A 16651-nucleotide genomic window follows, 5' to 3' on the forward strand; every position below is an offset into this window, starting at 1 on the left:
AAAGATTTCTACCCATAAAAGGAAGAAAAAAAGAAGAAAAAATAGACATAAGAAAAAAAATAAATAATTTATTACATAGATCGGACTTTTGTCCGGTTATGTAGTGGAGCTATTTAGAATGTTCAATTATTAGGTTGTTGACTATATTTATGTCTTTGCTAAAGATGTATCTTTTAATACCCTTGTAATTGACTAGGATCCAATTTCCTTCAATTCCATAGCGTTCTGTTTTTTCTAGTGTTTTTTCAATTTTTACGACTTCATCTTTTCTGAGTAGAACTGCGTAGTCATAATCCAATTCGCTATTTTTCTTAGTGCTTTTACTAAGAAAAGCATAGTCTTTTATTATTATGCCCATTTTATTGCTAAAGCCTAGAATGCTGCTTTTGGGTAAATTTAATTTTTGAATGAGGGGAATTTTATTATTGTTATTGCAAGCTAAAAGAATTAAGGATATTAAATATAATGTTTTTGTATTCATAATTTCCTTGATTTTTTATATACTATTTTAGTGTGTTACTATAATAATATAGTATTTTTTAGAATTTTTAAGGATTGTTAATGAAGAAATATCTTTTTTTTATTTTATTTCTCATCTCTTCTAATAAGTTAATTGTTTCTTATCCACTTTCTTTTGGTGGAGGTTTTTCTTATCAATTTACTAATTATACTGATAAAACAGGCACCACTAAATTTGCTCCAAATTTTACTAGAGCAGATCATGGGATTAATTTGAATTTATTTTTTGATGCAAATTATGCACTTTTTGAAATGTCTTACAAAGAGGCTTTTGTTGATACTCATAATGGGAGATATTTCTCGCTTGGGCTTTATGGAACATATCCGATGGTTTTTAAAGATCAGGTCAGAATGCTTTTCCCCCTGATTGGGTTTAAATACGCTTTTGATTTGAGCTCTAAAAACTTTAATCTCTTTTTTTTAAGCATGGGGCTTGCTGCTGATCTTTTTATTCCCGATCTTGAGGGTTTATACATTAGACCTTTGTTTATGCTTTTTATTTCTCCATTTTCTAATAATAAAAATTTTTCTGGGTTAACAACTGAGATTATGCTTGGATTTAATATCGGTTGGAGATTTTTCAATTAGGAAGTTTTATTCCTAAATGAAATGGGACAGATCTTTCCTTTCCAAAGATGTTTGCAGTGAAATTTAATTTGTAAGGAGAGTTGTTTGATTTTACAACAAGAGTGCTTGAACCTCCCCCATCTAGATTAATGGCGTTAGTCATGCCATAGCTTAATGCAAAATCAATAGCTTCATTAAGAGAAGCCCCTTTGCTGTTATTGACTCCCCTTCCTTCTATTGTAGCAAGAAATAAGTACTTATTATTTTTGTCAGTTCCTATTATTGTTCTTGGGTGCTTTGTTTCTTTGAAATTTTTTTTATACTTTCCGTTTTTGATTAAAACAAAAAATCCACTAAATCCATAATCGCAAGTTTCTATTTCGTATTCTTTGGGATTTAATATAATTTTATTTTGTTTTATTACGATTTCTCCGTAGTTATTTATTTTTTTTGAAATTATTTGTTTATTATATATATATAGTCCTTTTGGAAAAAACATGTTTTGTTTTACCTCATATGGACTTGTGTTAATTGCAATGTCAACATTGTTAGAAATTAAGAAATGGCTTGTTGTTTGACCTTTAAAGTAGTAAGTATTTAGCTTTTTGTCGTAAATAGGTTTTGATATGGAGAATTTTAGATCTTTATTTTCAATTTTCACTAGAACATAATTACTGTTTATGAAATAATCTCTAATAATTTTGTATTTGGCTTTTTTAGTGATTGATTTGGACAGCATTAGTCCTGATGAAATGCTTAAAATCAACACCAGCAGCGTTAATATTTTTTTATTCATTTCTTTTTATTTTATAAGAATAAATGCTTTTGGGGTAGTTTGTTAGTATGAGGTTTTTAATTTTAGTTGCTAATTTTTCATTTTTGAATTTTATAAGATTAAATATTTGATAAATTATTTTGACACCTATATTTTTTTCGTTATTTAAAATTTTTTGAATTTCTTCTTCATTAATATTATCCCCATGTATTCTTAGTTTTAGTGAAATGATTTCATTTTTTATTTTTTGATTTTTAATCTTTTTTTGGTTTATTTTTTTAAAAAAATTATTAGCTTCTTTATATTTTTTTATTTTTAGATAGTATTTTATAATTAGCAGATAGTATTGTTCTAGGTCAAAATTTTTAATTTTATTTATTGTTTCTAATTCTTTTGACAGGTTATTAGTTAAATCATAAAGCATATGTAGCTTTATTAAATTTTCTATATTTTCTTTATTATTGCTCTGTAATTCAAAAGGAGAAATTACTAAAAATAATAAAACATAAAAAAAGGATAGCAAATCCATAATTTATTATAAACTTTGTTTTGAGAATAATGAAAATAATTCGAAATTATTCTCAGCATTGCTGCTAACTTTGAAGAATATTTGTTATTATCTTTTCTATTATAACAAGGCTTTCAAGAGTTTAGTTTTTAAAAAAAGTAATTTAATTTTTTATAAACTTTATTTATTAATTTTTTTATAAAATGTAACTTTTGTATGTATTCTTTGTTTTCTATAAGGCTTTTTATGCTTTCCATAGATTCTTCTATTGCCATTATGAAATTTTGTTTGGGTTTTAGTCTAAAATTTCCAGAATAATCTGTTTCCAATGATAAAAAAAGAGCATTTTTTTTAGAGGGAGAGCTTATAAATTGCATTGTACATTCTAAAAGATTTTTCATTTTTTCAGGTTCATTAATGTGTACACTGTTTGTTTCATATTTTTTTATACAATGCCAATCTTTTCCCATGTTTTTGACTATTTCTATAGTTTCTAAAAATTTTTTATTGTTAAAAACGGTTATATTTTTATGCATCAATTGTATTTTAATTTTTTTAAAATCTTCATTATTTTGATTGTTTAGTTCGTTTTTGAAAATCATTTCTTTTAGTGCTTCTAGGTTAATTTTTATTACACAAATGTTATTTTTGTATTCCGCTTTGAAAATTTTTTTTCCTATTTTGATTTCATTGATAATTTTTGTTTGCCCAGTATTTGTTATTTGTTGCTTTTTGCCAGATATGTCTTTGTGTTTACCCTCTTCATTAAGGATGATATCATCAATCCATTCTTTTTTTAAGACGCCTATAGATCTTGCATACATTTTTGTAGTTTCTATAATTTCCCCTGCAACGAAATATTTCACAGAATCGGTGCTAATAAGTGATCCTGGATGAATTATTACGTTTTGAGCTTTGATTGTTTTATATTTCTTTTTTGAAGTTTTAAAACAAATATAATCCCTCATTCCTCTCATTATTGATTTTAAATATCCTTCGTTGTCAAAAACACCTTTTTGTATTATTGGTATATTTAATTTGCTAACAATGTTTTCAAGTTGCATTTGTACATTTGCTATCTCTTCAAGTCCTTGTAGATCTAAATAATTTTCCTTTGTGAAAGCTTCTTTATTTGGAGCTTTTTTAAAATCTTCAAAGATATTAACAAACCCAATTAAATCTCCCATTGGATTTTTATATTTTAAGTGAGCTTGTCTGGCTTCCATCTCTTCATTTTGGGGTAGTAGGAAAATTCCACTTGTGGATAAAAATGATAGACCTATTGTGGTTTGATAGATCGCTTGTGGATAATTTATCATTGCTTCGACTAATGCCCTTGAATGTGCTGGTATTAATGGGAATAATATCATATATTTCCCAATTTCTGTAAGTTCGTTTTTATTGTTTATAGCATCCAGAGATTTTAATATTTTGCTTGCAGTTTGAATCGAATGGGTTGACGGCTTTGAGATAAAGTCAAAGTGGGTAAAATCTCTAATTCCAATATCTGCCATTCGCAGTACTACTTCAGATAGGTCTGTGCTATATATTTCTTCTTTTTGATAATCTTCTCTTAATTGATAATCTTCTCTTTTATAAAGTCTGTAGCAAGTTCCTTTTGAAAGTCTTCCTGCTCGACCAGCTCTTTGAGTTGCTGATGATTTTGAAATTGGAACTTCTTGGAGTGAATAGATATGAGTTTTTGTTTGGAATTTGTTTGTTTTAACTTTTCCACTATCTATTACTATTTTAATATTTTCAATTGTGATTGAGGTTTCTGCTATGTTTGTTGACACTATTATTTTTCTTTTATTTTTAGGAGTAGCCATAAATATTTGCTCCTGAGCTTCTTTGGGCATTCTTCCATATAAAGGGAATATTATTAAATTTTTTTTTGAGTTTAATTCTTGTAATTCTTTAATAGTTTCTTTTATTTCTTTCTCTCCAGATAAAAATATAAGAATATCCCCTGCTTTTTTTTCTTTTATTACGTTTAAGACAATTTCTTTTATTTTTAATATCATTCCTTTTGATGTATTTAAAAGAGGAGGATTGTATATTATTTGTACTGGGTAAGTGATAGTTTCGATACTAACAACCGGTGCATTATTAAAATATTTTGAAAATATTTTTGTGTTTATCGTAGCAGATGAAATTATGATTTTAAAATCATCTCTTTTTCTTGAAATGTCTTTAATAAGACCCAATATAAAATCAATGTTTAAACTTCTTTCGTGTGCTTCGTCTATTATGATTACGTCATATTCATAAAGTAGTGTATCTTTTTTTAGCTCTTGCAGAAGTACTCCGTCAGTCATTAATTTGATTTTGGTTTTTGGGCTTGTAATTTCTTCAAATCTTATCTTATAGCCAACTTCTTCTCCAACATTTACGCCAATATGCTTGGCAATATATTCAGCTATTGATACTGTGGCTATTCTTCTTGGTTGAGTTACTCCAATTTTTCCTAATTTTGCAAAACCTGCTTCATATATTATTCTTGGTAGTTGGGTGGTTTTTCCACTACCTGTTGGACTTTCAACAATTAAAACATTATGGGTTTTTAGTACTTTGATTAATTCATCTTTATATTTATAAATTGGGAGTTTTAAATCATTCATATTTATAACAAGCTGAATACATATTTTTCATTTATTTCATTAAGATTAATGTTATCAGGTAAATCAATCTTCTTTCTTTTAATTTTAGCATAAAATTTGTCGTTTTTTTTGTAAATATATATTTTGTTGCCGATTTTGTTTTTAGAAAATGTGATTATTTTAACGATTATGCCCACTTTATTGGCTCTTTCGTTGAGTAGGCTAATCGCCTTGTCTAGTGTTATGTCATATGCTTTTAAATCTTTTTTTAGCGAGCAAGCAATACTTCCGCTTTCAGTTTTAATATAATCCCCAAAAACACCAGTTGCAGCAATGATTTGTTCGTTGGTTTGAGGATGTTTGCCGATTGGCTTTGGCAGTGAAAGCAATTTTAAAGCAAGTTCTAATGTTATGTTTTCAGGGTCAATTTTTTTAGTTGATGCTTTTTTTGCTTTTATTATTTTTAATTTTTTAGGTTTTCCCTTTTTTGTATATTCTTGAGGGGCGTAGGTGTCTTCTCCAAGTTGGACAATGTTTCCATAAATTGTATTTTTAAAGATTACATTAAGTCCTGTTAAAGGATCAATACCGAGTATATTTGGTTTTAACTCTTTTTCATTTATTATTTTTTCTATTTCATCTTTTTTGTACAAATTTTCTAATGGAGTTTTTGTATTAATTGAGTAATTATGCCCTTTAAATATCAAATAAGGTCCATATTTGCCAATGTTTATTGTGTAATTAATGCCATTATTATTTTTATTTTCTATGTCTTGACTTTTAATAACGGTTCTAAATTCAGAGGAATCAATTTTAGGCTCTAGTTGTATTACTGTATCTTTTAGTCCTTTTTTGCCATTATAAAATTTACTTAGATATTTTATTTTATCTAGTTTTCCTATTGCAATTTTATCTAATTTTTCTTCCATATTAGAGGTGAAATTTAGTTCAATTAGTACTGGAAAATATTTCTCAAGAAGATTTATTACAGCAGCTCCTTTTATAGTTGGCATTAATGTGTTGTTAAGTTTGAATGCATATTCTCTTTCTAAAAGTGTTGATATAATTGTAGAATAGGTCGAGGGACGACCTATTCCTTCTTTTTCCATTTTTTGCACAAGGGATGCTTCTGTGTATCTAAATGGGGCTTTTGTTTCGTGTTCGCTTGTTTTCATTTTAACTATGGAAAATGTATCTCCCTTTTTAATTAAGTCAAAATTTATGTTAAGATATTCATCTTTTTCTTTAGTGTGTTTAAGAAATCCATCAAAAATTATTTTTGTAAAACTTGATCTAAAAATTAAGTTTTTATACTTAAAAGTGAGTTTTATATTTTCTTTTATTGCATCTTTCATTCCAGAAATAATGGTTCTATCCCATATTATTTTGTAAATTTCTTTAGCAGTTTTACTTTCTATTTCTATGGTTTCATTTAGAATAAACATTTCCGAAGGTCTTATTGCCTCATGTGCATTTTGAGCCATTTTTTCTTTTTCATAAATTCTATCTTTTTCCTCTATATAGTCTTTTCCATATTTATTTTTTATTATTTGTGTTATTTTATCTTTTGCAATTTTAGCAATATTATGAGAGTCTGTTCTCATGTAGGTAATGTATCCGTATTCGTAAAGTTTTTGAGCGTGTTGCATGATTTGCTTTGTTCCAATTTTAAGGCGCTTATTTATTTCTTGTTGAAGTGTAGAGGTAGTAAATGGCTTTGGAGGAGGTATTTTTATTTTTTTAGTTTCTATTGAAATTAATTCAATTTTTTGTCCATTTTTTAATTCTTTTTCAAGCTCTAGCATTAAATCTTGGGTTATTATTATTGTTTTGGCGATATTTTTAAGTTTTCCAGTTTCATTTACAAAGTCTTTACCCTCTGCTATATTTTTGCCGTCAATCTCTTCTAATTTTGTTTCAAGCAACAAGTCTTTCTCCTCGTGTTTACATTGAAGTAAAATTGAATAATAATTGGCCTTTTTGAAATTTATTCTAGTTTTTTCTTTTTCTATTAATAATTTTAATCCAACAGATTGTACTCGCCCAGCAGAAAGTCCGTAGGCTACTTTTTTCCAAAGTAGGGGAGAGATTGTATATCCGTATAGTCGGTCTAATATTCTTCTAGCTTCCCCAGCATTAACAAGGTTCATGTCTATATTTCTAGTATTTTTTAGTGATTCGGTTATTGCAGTTTCTGTGATTTCATGAAATATCATTCGTTTATAGTTTTTGATTTTTAATACTTCTTTTAAGTGAAATGCTATAGTTTCTCCTTCTCTGTCTTGGTCGGTTGCAAGATATATTTCATTTATTGTTTTTACTAATTTTTTTAGTTTTGATACAATTGGTTTTTTATTGCTAGGAATAATGTAAATTGGATTAAATCCATTGTTATAATCTATAGAAATATTTGCCCATTCGTATTTTTTATATTCTTTGGGGATTTCTTTTGCATTGTTTGGTAGGTCTACTATGTGTCCAATGCATGCTTCTACTAGAAATGATTCATCGAGAAACTTTTTTATTGTCTTGGCTTTTGTTGGCGATTCAACTATTATCAATTTTTTATTTTCCATAAATTCCTTATATTTATATATTGTATTATAATATATAAATATAATTTAAGAATTAAAAAAAGTGAGAGTATTTTGTGAGCAATTATAGAATTCTGCATACTTCAGATTGGCATATTGGAAAAAAAATTGAAAATTTTTCAATACTTAAGGAGCAGAAAAATTTTTTATCCTTTCTTTTAGAATTTATTAAAAAAGAAAAGATAGATCTTTTACTTGTTGCCGGAGATGTTTATGATTCCAAAAGGCCTGGATTTGAAGAGCAAAGATTGGTGAATAATTTTTTTTATGAGCTTTCTTTTACTTCTTGTAAATGGTGCGTGGTTATTTCTGGAAATCATGACAAAAGGGATTATTTAAGTATAAATAAAAAACTCCTCTCACGGTTTAATTTTTTTTTAATAACAGAATATGATTCTGATGAGCAAATAGTTTTATTAAAAGATAATGGAAATCTTAAGTTTATTGTTGTTTGTCTTCCACATATAAATGAAAGGCTTATTTTAGGGCAAAATTTTGATGATATTTTTGGACTAGAAGGTCAGTCTTCTAGCAAGCTATTTCTTGAAAATTTGGAAAATGCCTACAGAGAAAAGATATCAAATATATCTAATTTTTTAGAAAACAAGTATAAAGGAATTCCTAAAATATTAATGGCGCATTCTTTTTTTTGTAGCAGTAAAAAGATGGATACCTTGGGAGGTAGTTATATTATCCCTTTTAATGTTTTTGGAAATAGTTTTTCTTATGTTGCTCTAGGGCATATTCATAAATTCATGAAACTAAGAGATAATATTGTTTATTCAGGATCCCCTATGCAATATTCATTTAATGAGGAGTCCTGTAATAAATATATAAATGTTTTATATTTTGATAACAATAAATTAATATCGCAAGAAGCATTTTCGGTGCCGGTTTTTAATAAATTAATCTTTGTTAAAGGTTCTTTGAATGAAGTTCTTGAATTTTTGGCTAATTTCAAAATAGAAGAGTCTTTTACTATTTATTTGAAAATTGAGCTTAATGAAGCAGTTGATACTAGCGCTGAGGAGACTATTTATGATTTAGCAAGGCTTAATTTTATGAATTTAGTTTCCATTTCCTATTCTTTATCCTCAAGCCAGGATTTGCAAGGCGATTCTGACTTTATTGGAGAACTTGAAGTGCTTGAAATGGATGAAAAATATTTTTTTGAGAAAAAGTTGAGACGAGATTTTGAGAGTGGTGCTATTAGGGATATCAAATTTAAGGAAGAAGAGCTTATTTCTCTTTTTAACGAGGTTTTAATTAACGGATATTTGGGTGAATATGAGGATAAATAAGCTCATATTTAAAAATATTGCTTCTTATAAAGGTGAGCACGAATTAAATTTTGATACACTTCTTTTAAGACAATCGGGCATTTTTTTAATTTCTGGCAATACTGGATCAGGCAAAAGCACTATTTTAGATTGCATAACTTTGGCGTTATATGCTCGTGTTTACAGACTTGGAAAAAAAATTGTAGATATTATATCAAAAGGCGAGACTAGTGCTTACGTTAAATTAACGTTTACTATTTCTGGAAAAATTTATGAATCTTTTATTGAGCTTAATGTAAAGAATATAGAGACCCCCAAAAGCATGTTGCTTAGTTGTTTTTTTGATAACAGGATTATTGAGGGTAGGACTGATGTTTTAGATCATATTAAAAGTCTTTGTAGATTAGATTTTAACCAATTTTGTCAAACTGTAATTTTGCCACAAGGCAATTTTCAAGAATTTTTAACGTCAACTCCTAAAGAGAAAACCGCAATAATTGATAATATTTTTAATTTGAAAAAATATGATAATTTGGAATTTTATTTAAAAAGTGACTTTGAGCGCACAAAGTTTAATATAGATAAATTGTTGAATTCTGAATCTTATGAAAAATCAATCCTTGATTATGATGAGAGTGAGTATAAATCTCTTAAGGATTATTTGGATTTAGTTAATATTGATCAATTAGAAATTGATCTTGAAAATGTTAGAAGAGCTATTTCTTTTTGCAATCAGGCAATAGCGTCTAATGAGAGATATTTGGGTTTGGAAATTGAAATTTCTTCTTTAAGGGATCAATTATCTTTTCATGTTGAATATTTAAATTCTTTAGAGAGGGACTATTCTGTTCAAAATAAATTAAAAGAAAATTTGGATTTGGATCGAAAAATTTATTTATGTTCAGATTTTTGGAATTTGAAAAATCTGGTTGCTATGCAAGGTGAGTTGTTTAATGATATCAGATTGCTTGATTTGGAGCTTTCGAAAGTGAAGAGTAATTTAAAAGAAATTAAAGATTTGGATAACAATAATTTTAATTTTAGTTATGTTAAGGAACTTTATAATAAAAATTGCAATCTCTTTAATTTAAGACCTGTTGAGAATGATTATCAAAGCTTGCTTTTAAGGAAAAATAGTCTAGAAGATGAAAAAAAAGAATTATTAAGGTCTCAAAGTAAAAAAAATGATGAGATTAAAAGCATTTCTTCTGAGAAATCTAATTTTGATTTTGACAAATATGTTTATTATGAAGCATTGAAATTGTTTCAAACTTTTAATGATGAGCTGATTTCAAAATATAAAGATAGGGTAGAGTTTTTATTAAAAGCTACTGAGAAAGAAGATTTTAATAAAAATAAGGAAAAAAATATTATTATTAAGATTGACTTGTATAAAGAGTTGTTAAAATATCTTGATGATAAAAATTTTTCTATTGAGAGTGATAAAGAAAAATTAAAATATATTGAGGTTGAATATAAAAATTATCAGCATAAAGATAAATTATCGGTTTGTAGTTTGAAAGAGCTTTACACTTTAAATTCAAAACTTCATTTAATACAAAATCAAATTGATGAGCTTAAATATCAGCTATCTTGCAAACAAGAAGAAATCTCTAAACAAGAGGCTAATGTTTTGGAGTTTGAAAATAATGATGCTGAGATTTTAAGATTGATTGGAAAAAATTTATTTGACAAATACATAAGTTATTTTGACAGAGAAAAAATTTTAGCATTTGAAAGTAAATTAGAAAAGCTTGAACAATTTAAGGTTAGGAAAAAAGATTTAAAAATTGAGATTTCTTTGAAAAATAAAAATTTTGATCAAAATCTTTTAAAGATTAGGGATTTATTATTAAAACTTAATTTAAATTTAAGCTTTAATGATTATTCTTCTTTAGAAAGGGAATTTAATGTTGTTTTGGCTAAGCAGAAAAGTGTAGAAAATGAATGGGATAAGCTTGTTTTAAATCTTAAAAATTTAGAAGATTTTAAAATTAAAACCGAAACACAAATTAAATTTATAAAGGAATCTATATTTACTTTAAAAGCTAGATTAAATGAAGAGAAAAATAGTTTTATTAATATAATTTCAAATTTAAAAAGTGGTTTTTTTAGTTCATTTTCTTTTGAATCAGAAACTGCCTTAGAGCAAATCAATAAGAATAGTCTGTATTTTTTGCAAGAATTGAGTTTGTCAATTAGCGCTAAGCTTGAATTTTTATCTAGAGATATCGAAAAGTATAAAATCAAGCTTTTAAATTTTCAAGCTCTTCAAAAAAAGATTAATCAACAAAAAATTAATTTAGACTTGCTAAGAGGTGAATTAAATCTTGCTAAAGAAAGGAAAGATAAGCTAGATGTTTTAAGGAAGGTGGTTATTAGATCTTCTGGATTGAAATATTATGTTCAAACTTTTTTAATTAATGATATTTTAAGGCTGGCCAATGAAAAGTATTTAAGGTGGATTTTTCCTGATTTTGAGCTTAAAACCAACAAAGAGAGCAAGGAGTTTGATTTTTTAATTGAAGACAAAAAAGATGTTAATAAAATAAGAACGGTGAAAACTTTGTCTGGTGGTGAAAAATTTCTTGTGTCTTTAGCTTTGTCTTTAGCTTTATCTGATAAAATAAGGGATAGTGAGTTGAAAATAGAAGCTTTTTTTCTAGATGAAGGTTTTGGCAATCTTGATGAAGATACTTTGGCTCAAGTTATGCCTAAGCTTTCTAAGTTTCAAATGATGACTGGACGACAAATTGGTATAATTTCTCATGTTTCTTATTTAAAAGAAATGATTAAAGCACAGATAGTTATAAACAAGATTTCTAAAATTTCTTATATTGCTATGGAAAATTTATGATCATTTATGTACAATTAGGCTTTAAGGATAAATATGAAACGTTATTTAGCAATTGATATTGGTGGGACTAGTACTAAATATTCGCTTGCAGATTCAGGCGGTGGTTTTTTTGATAAAAATGAAATAAGCACAGGTGCTACTTCTGATGAACAAGTAAATATTTTAATTAATCTTATTAATTCTTACAAGGAATCAAGTGATATATCGGGAGTTGCAATTTGTATTCCTGGGTTTGTTGATCTTAAGGGAAATGTTCTTAGAGTAAATGCTATTTCTGGATTTGTTAATTATCCTTTAAAAGAGCGATTAGAATCTTTAACCGGAATAAGTACAGAGATTGAAAATGATGCTAATTGTGTAGCTTTGGCAGAAAAATTTAAGGGTAATGCTATTAACTCTAATGATTTTATTGCTATGACTCTTGGTACAGGGATTGGTGCTGGAATTTTTGCAAATGGTAAGCTTTTAAGGGGAAGTTCTTTTATGTCTGGAGAGGTTGGATTTATGATTACTAGAGGCATTAGCAATAATATTCCTTTTAATTGCAGATGGGAATCCATTGCTTCTGTTTCAGCCTTAAGGAAAAGAGTTGCTATGCGATTAGGAAAACCTTTAAAAGAAATTTCAGGAGAATTTGTTTTTGATCTAGCTGAGAATGGAAATATTCATGCCAAAAATGAAGTTGAAAGATTTTTTGAGAATTTGTCATTTGGTATTTTTAATTTAACTTTTATTTTAAATCCTGAAAAAATTTTGATAGGAGGAGGAATAAGTGCAAGGCCTGATTTAATAGATAAAATATATGAAAAATTAGAAAATTTATGGTCTTTAGAAATGGCTTTTGACAATAATAATAATATAAAAAATCTTGTAACACTTGAGCCTACTAAATTTAATAATGAATCTGGTAAAATTGGAGCCTTGTATCATTATTTTACTTGCAAAAAGCAAAATAATGCCTCATTTTAGTGGGGTGATGGTGCGATAAAAATTTTAGGTTTGAATATTTGAAGCCAGTCTTTCTATAAGGCTTTCAACACTAGATTTTTGAATATTAAATTCTATTTCTACTGTATTTTGGTCTTTTATTGTGGTCTTTATGTGGCTTGATATTGTGAGATTAGTCATGTTTGCTAAGATGGTTGGAATTAGCTTTTTTGACAATATTTTTAGTATTGGTGGGTTATTTGTTTTGATCAGGGATTTAAAAATGTATTCGTTTTGATTTAAGCTGTTGATAGACAAAGTTCCACTACTGAAGGGAATTAAATTTTTGCTGCTTGCCATTTGGCTTGGGAACAATAATGCTGAATCTTGAAACCAAAAAAACATTTCATTTTTTTCTACTTCCCCAATATATTTTGTTGTTAGTATATTATTGTCTTTTACGGGTTTATCTTTTTGGGTTATTGTAATGCTGGTTCTAGCTTTGTTTGGAATAATGTATATGTTTGAATTTTTAAGTTTCCATTTTGGATTTGTAAATATATTGCCTATTGATTCTGTATTTTTATTTTTATGAATTCCCCAGAAGATATCTTTTGGAAAATTACCCATTATTAGTAGAGCAAAGTCGTTATTTTCTTTTTTATAGCTAAAGTATAAATCGCTTATAAGCCCGAGTGCGGATTTGTATTTAGGGCTTAATGAGTTATAAATAGACCTATTTTTAATTAAATTTACATGGGCGTATAAATTTGCGTCAGGCAAAAGCTCCATTAAGTAATTTAGATTTTGTTTTGGAGGACTGTAAGGTAGACTGGCACATCCCACTATGAGGCAGGAAATGGTAATTATTTTTGTTAATGTTTTTAACATTTTTCAATTCCTATTAGTGTAAATATGTCATCGGCAAGGTTTATTTTTTTTTCTAGTTTATCTTTGTTTAACATGATATTTAACGCCAATGTTTCAGTTTTAATGTATTTTTCAAATTTATTTAGCATTTCTTTCAAAGCTTCATTGTTTTCTATGTATAAATTTATTCTATCGCTAACATCAAAATTTTTTTCTTTTCTTAAATTTTGTATCTGCCTTACAAATTCTCTTGTAAGTCCTTCCAAGTACAAATTTTTAGTGATTAGTGAGTCTATTCCTATTGTAATGGATTCTTCATTGATTACTTTTAAGTTCTCTTTTTCTTCTCTTTCTAATATTATATCATTTAATGATAAATAATGCTTTGCATTAGCTACTTTTATCTCGTAAGATGTTCCATTTATTATTTTTATTATGTCTTCATTTTTTAGCTTGCTAATCTCAGCAGATACTGCTTTCATATCTTTTCCAAGCTTTTTCCCAAGTTCTTTAAAGTTTGCTTTTGCTTTGTAAGTTATAAGCTCCTCTTCGTTAGTTTTTATTTTCATTTCTTTTGCATTTATTTCATCTAATATTATTTCTTGCATTTCCATTAGCATACTTTGTTCGTTTTGATTTTTTGTGACAATATATATCGTACTAATAGGCATGCGTATTTTTATATTGTGCAATGATCTGAGTGATCTTGCCATTGAAGTTATTTTTCTTGCAAGATTTATTTTCTCTTCAATTGTTTTGTTAATGAAATTTTCATTTGCTTTTGGATAATCGTTAAGGTGTATTGATTGCTTATCTTCATCGGTTTTTAAATTTTGATAAATCTCTTCTGTTATAAATGGAATAAAGGGTGCAAGTAAAATCATTAAAGTTTTGATTGCATAATATAATGTTTCGTAGGCATCATTTTTGTCTTTATCGTTTTCTGATTTCCAAAATCTTCGCCTTGATCTTCTTATATACCAATTGTTTAATTTATCTATAAATTCAAGTAAAGATTCTATTGACTTTGTTAGATTGTATTTGTCTATTTCTATATTTAGTATTTTTTTTAGGCTTTCAAGTTCGCTTATGATCCATTTGTCAAGGTTATTGTTTTTGGCTAGGCTTAGATTTTTTGGAGGTTTGAATTTATCAATTATTGCATAAGTTGTGAAAAATGAATAAGCGTTCCAAATGGGTATTATTATATTTTTAAGAACGTCTCTTACTCCGTTGTCGCTATATTTTAAATCATCAGCTTTAACTACAGGGCTCATTATTAAATAAAGCCTTAAAGCATCAGCTCCAAAGGTGTTTATTACTTCCATCGGGTCTGTATAATTTTTAAAGGATTTTGACATTTTTCTTCCATCGCTTGAAAGTACAAGTCCATTTACAATGACGTTTTTGAATGCTGTATTTTCAAAAAGAGAAGTTCCTAGGATTGTAAGAGTATAAAACCATCCTCTTGTCTGATCTAGACCTTCTGCAATAAAGTCGGCAGGAAATATATTTTTAAAATTACTTTCATTTGTGAATGGATAATGGTTGCTTGCGTAAGGCATTGCTCCAGATTCAAACCAACAATCGAGAACCTCGCTTGTTCTGATAAATGTGCCGCCGTCTTTGCTTGGCCAGGTTATTTTATCTATTTGGTCTTTGTGTAAGTCTTCGACTTTTTGACCAGACAGGTCTTCAAGTTCTTTTTTTGATCCAACGCAAATTTTTTTTCCTGTTTTTGAGCATATCCAGATTGGAATTGGATTTCCCCAAAATCTATTCCTGCTTATTGCCCAATCTTTTGCATTTTCTAACCATTTCCCAAATCTTCCTTTTTTTAAATGGGTTGGCATCCAATTAATTTTTTCATTTACCTCTAAGAGTTTAGTTTTTATTTTTTCTACATTTACAAACCACGAGCTTATTGGTCTGTAAATAATTGGGCAGTTTGTTCTGTAGCAAAATGGATACCTGTGCAGATAATTTTCTCTTTTGAATAAAAAATTGCGTAATTTTAGGTTTTCTATTATTTTTTTATCAGCATCTTTTATAAAAAGTCCTTCAAAATCTTTTGCCTGATTTGTAAATTTACATTCAGCATCCAAGGGGTCTATTATGTCAACATTTGTGTGTTTTTTAAGTATTGTGTAGTCTTCTTCTCCAAAAGGAGCAAGATGAACGATTCCCGTTCCATCGTCAGTTGTAACATAATCGGCTGTGTGTACTTTGAAAGCCCCTTTATCTTTTTGTTCTAAAAAGTAGTTAAAAATAGGTTCATATTCCATGCCTTTAAGATTGCTTCCTTTAAATTTTTCTATAATAGTATATAAATTTTCATCATCATAATAGCTATTAAGCTTTTTTGATCCAAGTATTAAAATTTCTTCTTTTTTTTTGTCAAAAATTTTAGAATATTCTATTTCTTGTCCTACTGCAATTCCAAGGTTTGAGGGTAATGTCCAAGGGGTGGTTGTCCATACTAGTAAGTATTCGTTTTTGTCTTTGATTTTAAATTTTATTGTTAAGGATGGGTCATTGACTTCTTTGTATTCTCCAAGATTCACTTCGAAATTTGAAAGTGGAGTTGCAAGCTTTGGGGAATAGGGTAGTACATAGTAACTTTCGTAAATTAAACCTTTGTTATAAAGATTTTTAAATACCCACCATACAGATTCCATGAAGCTTATATCCATAGTTTTGTAGCCTTTTTCAAAATCTACCCATCTTCCAAGCCTCAGGATTATATTTTTCCATTCTTTTGTGTATCTGAGTACTATTTTTTTGCATTCTTTGTTAAAATTTTCAATACCATAATTTTCTATTTCGTATTTGCCAGAAATTCCCAAATTTTTTTCTACTTCGTATTCAACAGGTAACCCATGAGTATCCCATCCAAAATTTCTTTTTACATATTTGCCCTTCATTGTTTGATATCTTGGAATTATGTCTTTTATTGTGTTTGGAACAAAATGTCCAAAATGAGGAAGTCCTGTAGCAAAAGGCGGTCCGTCATAAAATGTAAATTCTTCACATCCTTCTCTTTGCTTTATTGATTTTTCAAAGATCTTATTGTCATTCCAAAATTTTAATATTTTTTCTTCTATTTTAGGAAAATTTGCCTTGTTTTCTACTTTTTTAAACATATTATAATTCC

At 27.7% G+C, this 16651-nt stretch carries 11 protein-coding genes; 4 read left to right on the forward strand and 7 right to left on the reverse strand.

Annotated elements, in window-relative coordinates:
• Nucleotides 1-109: 109 nt before the first annotated feature.
• On the reverse strand, nt 110-481 hold the full coding sequence (locus tag HNP67_RS02065; protein ID WP_184124490.1) for a hypothetical protein: 372 nt from the start codon (nt 479-481) through the stop codon (nt 110-112).
• 80 nt (nt 482-561) lie between these two features.
• On the opposite strand from HNP67_RS02065, the gene HNP67_RS02070 reads away from it, so the two are divergent.
• Nucleotides 562-1107 (forward strand): hypothetical protein, encoded by a 546-nt coding sequence (locus tag HNP67_RS02070; RefSeq protein WP_184124492.1) that lies wholly within the window; start codon nt 562-564, stop codon nt 1105-1107.
• On the opposite strand, the gene HNP67_RS02075 is transcribed toward HNP67_RS02070, so the two are convergent.
• The 4 genes from HNP67_RS02075 to topA all read right to left on the reverse strand — a co-directional run bounded on the left by HNP67_RS02075 (nt 1100) and on the right by topA (nt 7545).
• Nucleotides 1100-1882, reverse strand: coding sequence for a phosphodiester glycosidase family protein (locus HNP67_RS02075; RefSeq protein WP_214646521.1), 783 nt, complete (start codon nt 1880-1882; stop codon nt 1100-1102). The two genes, HNP67_RS02070 and HNP67_RS02075, sit on opposite strands and share 8 nt — an antisense overlap.
• Complete coding sequence (locus tag HNP67_RS02080; protein ID WP_184124494.1) at nt 1875-2390, reverse strand: hypothetical protein; 516 nt, start codon at nt 2388-2390, stop codon at nt 1875-1877. The genes HNP67_RS02075 and HNP67_RS02080 overlap by 8 nt, the downstream gene beginning before the upstream one ends.
• Before the next feature lie 128 nt (nt 2391-2518).
• Nucleotides 2519-4990, reverse strand: coding sequence for an ATP-dependent RNA helicase (locus tag HNP67_RS02085; RefSeq protein ID WP_184124496.1), 2472 nt, complete (start codon nt 4988-4990; stop codon nt 2519-2521).
• Nucleotides 4991-4992: 2 nt separating this feature from the next.
• Nucleotides 4993-7545 carry a type I DNA topoisomerase gene (gene topA / locus HNP67_RS02090; RefSeq protein WP_184124498.1) on the reverse strand — a complete coding sequence of 851 codons (2553 nt, stop codon included), beginning with the start codon at nt 7543-7545 and terminating at the stop codon, nt 4993-4995.
• 74 nt (nt 7546-7619) lie between these two features.
• Here topA and HNP67_RS02095 point away from each other — a divergent pair, with 74 nt between their 5' ends.
• Genes HNP67_RS02095 through HNP67_RS02105 form a run of 3 tightly spaced genes read left to right on the forward strand, consistent with a single transcriptional unit; the run spans nt 7620 to nt 12669 of the window.
• A complete protein-coding gene (locus HNP67_RS02095) occupies nt 7620-8864 on the forward strand; it encodes an exonuclease SbcCD subunit D (protein ID WP_184124500.1) in 1245 nt (414 codons plus the stop codon).
• Nucleotides 8851-11700 carry an AAA family ATPase gene (locus HNP67_RS02100; RefSeq protein WP_184124555.1) on the forward strand — a complete coding sequence of 950 codons (2850 nt, stop codon included), beginning with the start codon at nt 8851-8853 and terminating at the stop codon, nt 11698-11700. Before HNP67_RS02095 ends, HNP67_RS02100 begins: the two co-directional genes overlap by 14 nt.
• A 33-nt stretch (nt 11701-11733) precedes the next feature.
• Nucleotides 11734-12669, forward strand: a complete 936-nt coding sequence (locus tag HNP67_RS02105) for an ROK family protein (protein ID WP_184124502.1) — start codon at nt 11734-11736, stop codon at nt 12667-12669.
• A 24-nt stretch (nt 12670-12693) separates the two neighbouring features.
• Here the strand turns inward: HNP67_RS02105 and HNP67_RS02110 are convergent, their stop codons facing one another.
• Together HNP67_RS02110 and ileS are read right to left on the reverse strand one after the other, a co-directional pair.
• Nucleotides 12694-13518 carry a hypothetical protein gene (locus HNP67_RS02110; RefSeq protein WP_184124504.1) on the reverse strand — a complete coding sequence of 275 codons (825 nt, stop codon included), beginning with the start codon at nt 13516-13518 and terminating at the stop codon, nt 12694-12696.
• Complete coding sequence (gene ileS, locus HNP67_RS02115; protein WP_184124506.1) at nt 13512-16640, reverse strand: isoleucine--tRNA ligase; 3129 nt, start codon at nt 16638-16640, stop codon at nt 13512-13514. The genes HNP67_RS02110 and ileS overlap by 7 nt, the downstream gene beginning before the upstream one ends.
• Nucleotides 16641-16651: the final 11 nt, after the last annotated feature.

Source organism: Borreliella californiensis, assembly GCF_014205885.1.
In the GTDB taxonomy this organism is placed as follows: domain Bacteria; phylum Spirochaetota; class Spirochaetia; order Borreliales; family Borreliaceae; genus Borreliella; species Borreliella californiensis.

Coding starts and splice junctions, on each gene's coding strand:
- HNP67_RS02065 (WP_184124490.1), bottom strand. CDS start 481: ATGAATACAAAAACATTATATTTAATATCCTTAATTCTTTTAGCTTGC.
- HNP67_RS02070 (WP_184124492.1), top strand. CDS start 562: ATGAAGAAATATCTTTTTTTTATTTTATTTCTCATCTCTTCTAATAAG.
- HNP67_RS02075 (WP_214646521.1), bottom strand. CDS start 1,882: ATGAATAAAAAAATATTAACGCTGCTGGTGTTGATTTTAAGCATTTCA.
- HNP67_RS02080 (WP_184124494.1), bottom strand. CDS start 2,390: ATGGATTTGCTATCCTTTTTTTATGTTTTATTATTTTTAGTAATTTCT.
- HNP67_RS02085 (WP_184124496.1), bottom strand. CDS start 4,990: ATGAATGATTTAAAACTCCCAATTTATAAATATAAAGATGAATTAATC.
- topA (WP_184124498.1), bottom strand. CDS start 7,545: ATGGAAAATAAAAAATTGATAATAGTTGAATCGCCAACAAAAGCCAAG.
- HNP67_RS02100 (WP_184124555.1), top strand. CDS start 8,851: ATGAGGATAAATAAGCTCATATTTAAAAATATTGCTTCTTATAAAGGT.
- HNP67_RS02105 (WP_184124502.1), top strand. CDS start 11,734: ATGAAACGTTATTTAGCAATTGATATTGGTGGGACTAGTACTAAATAT.
- HNP67_RS02110 (WP_184124504.1), bottom strand. CDS start 13,518: ATGTTAAAAACATTAACAAAAATAATTACCATTTCCTGCCTCATAGTG.
- ileS (WP_184124506.1), bottom strand. CDS start 16,640: ATGTTTAAAAAAGTAGAAAACAAGGCAAATTTTCCTAAAATAGAAGAA.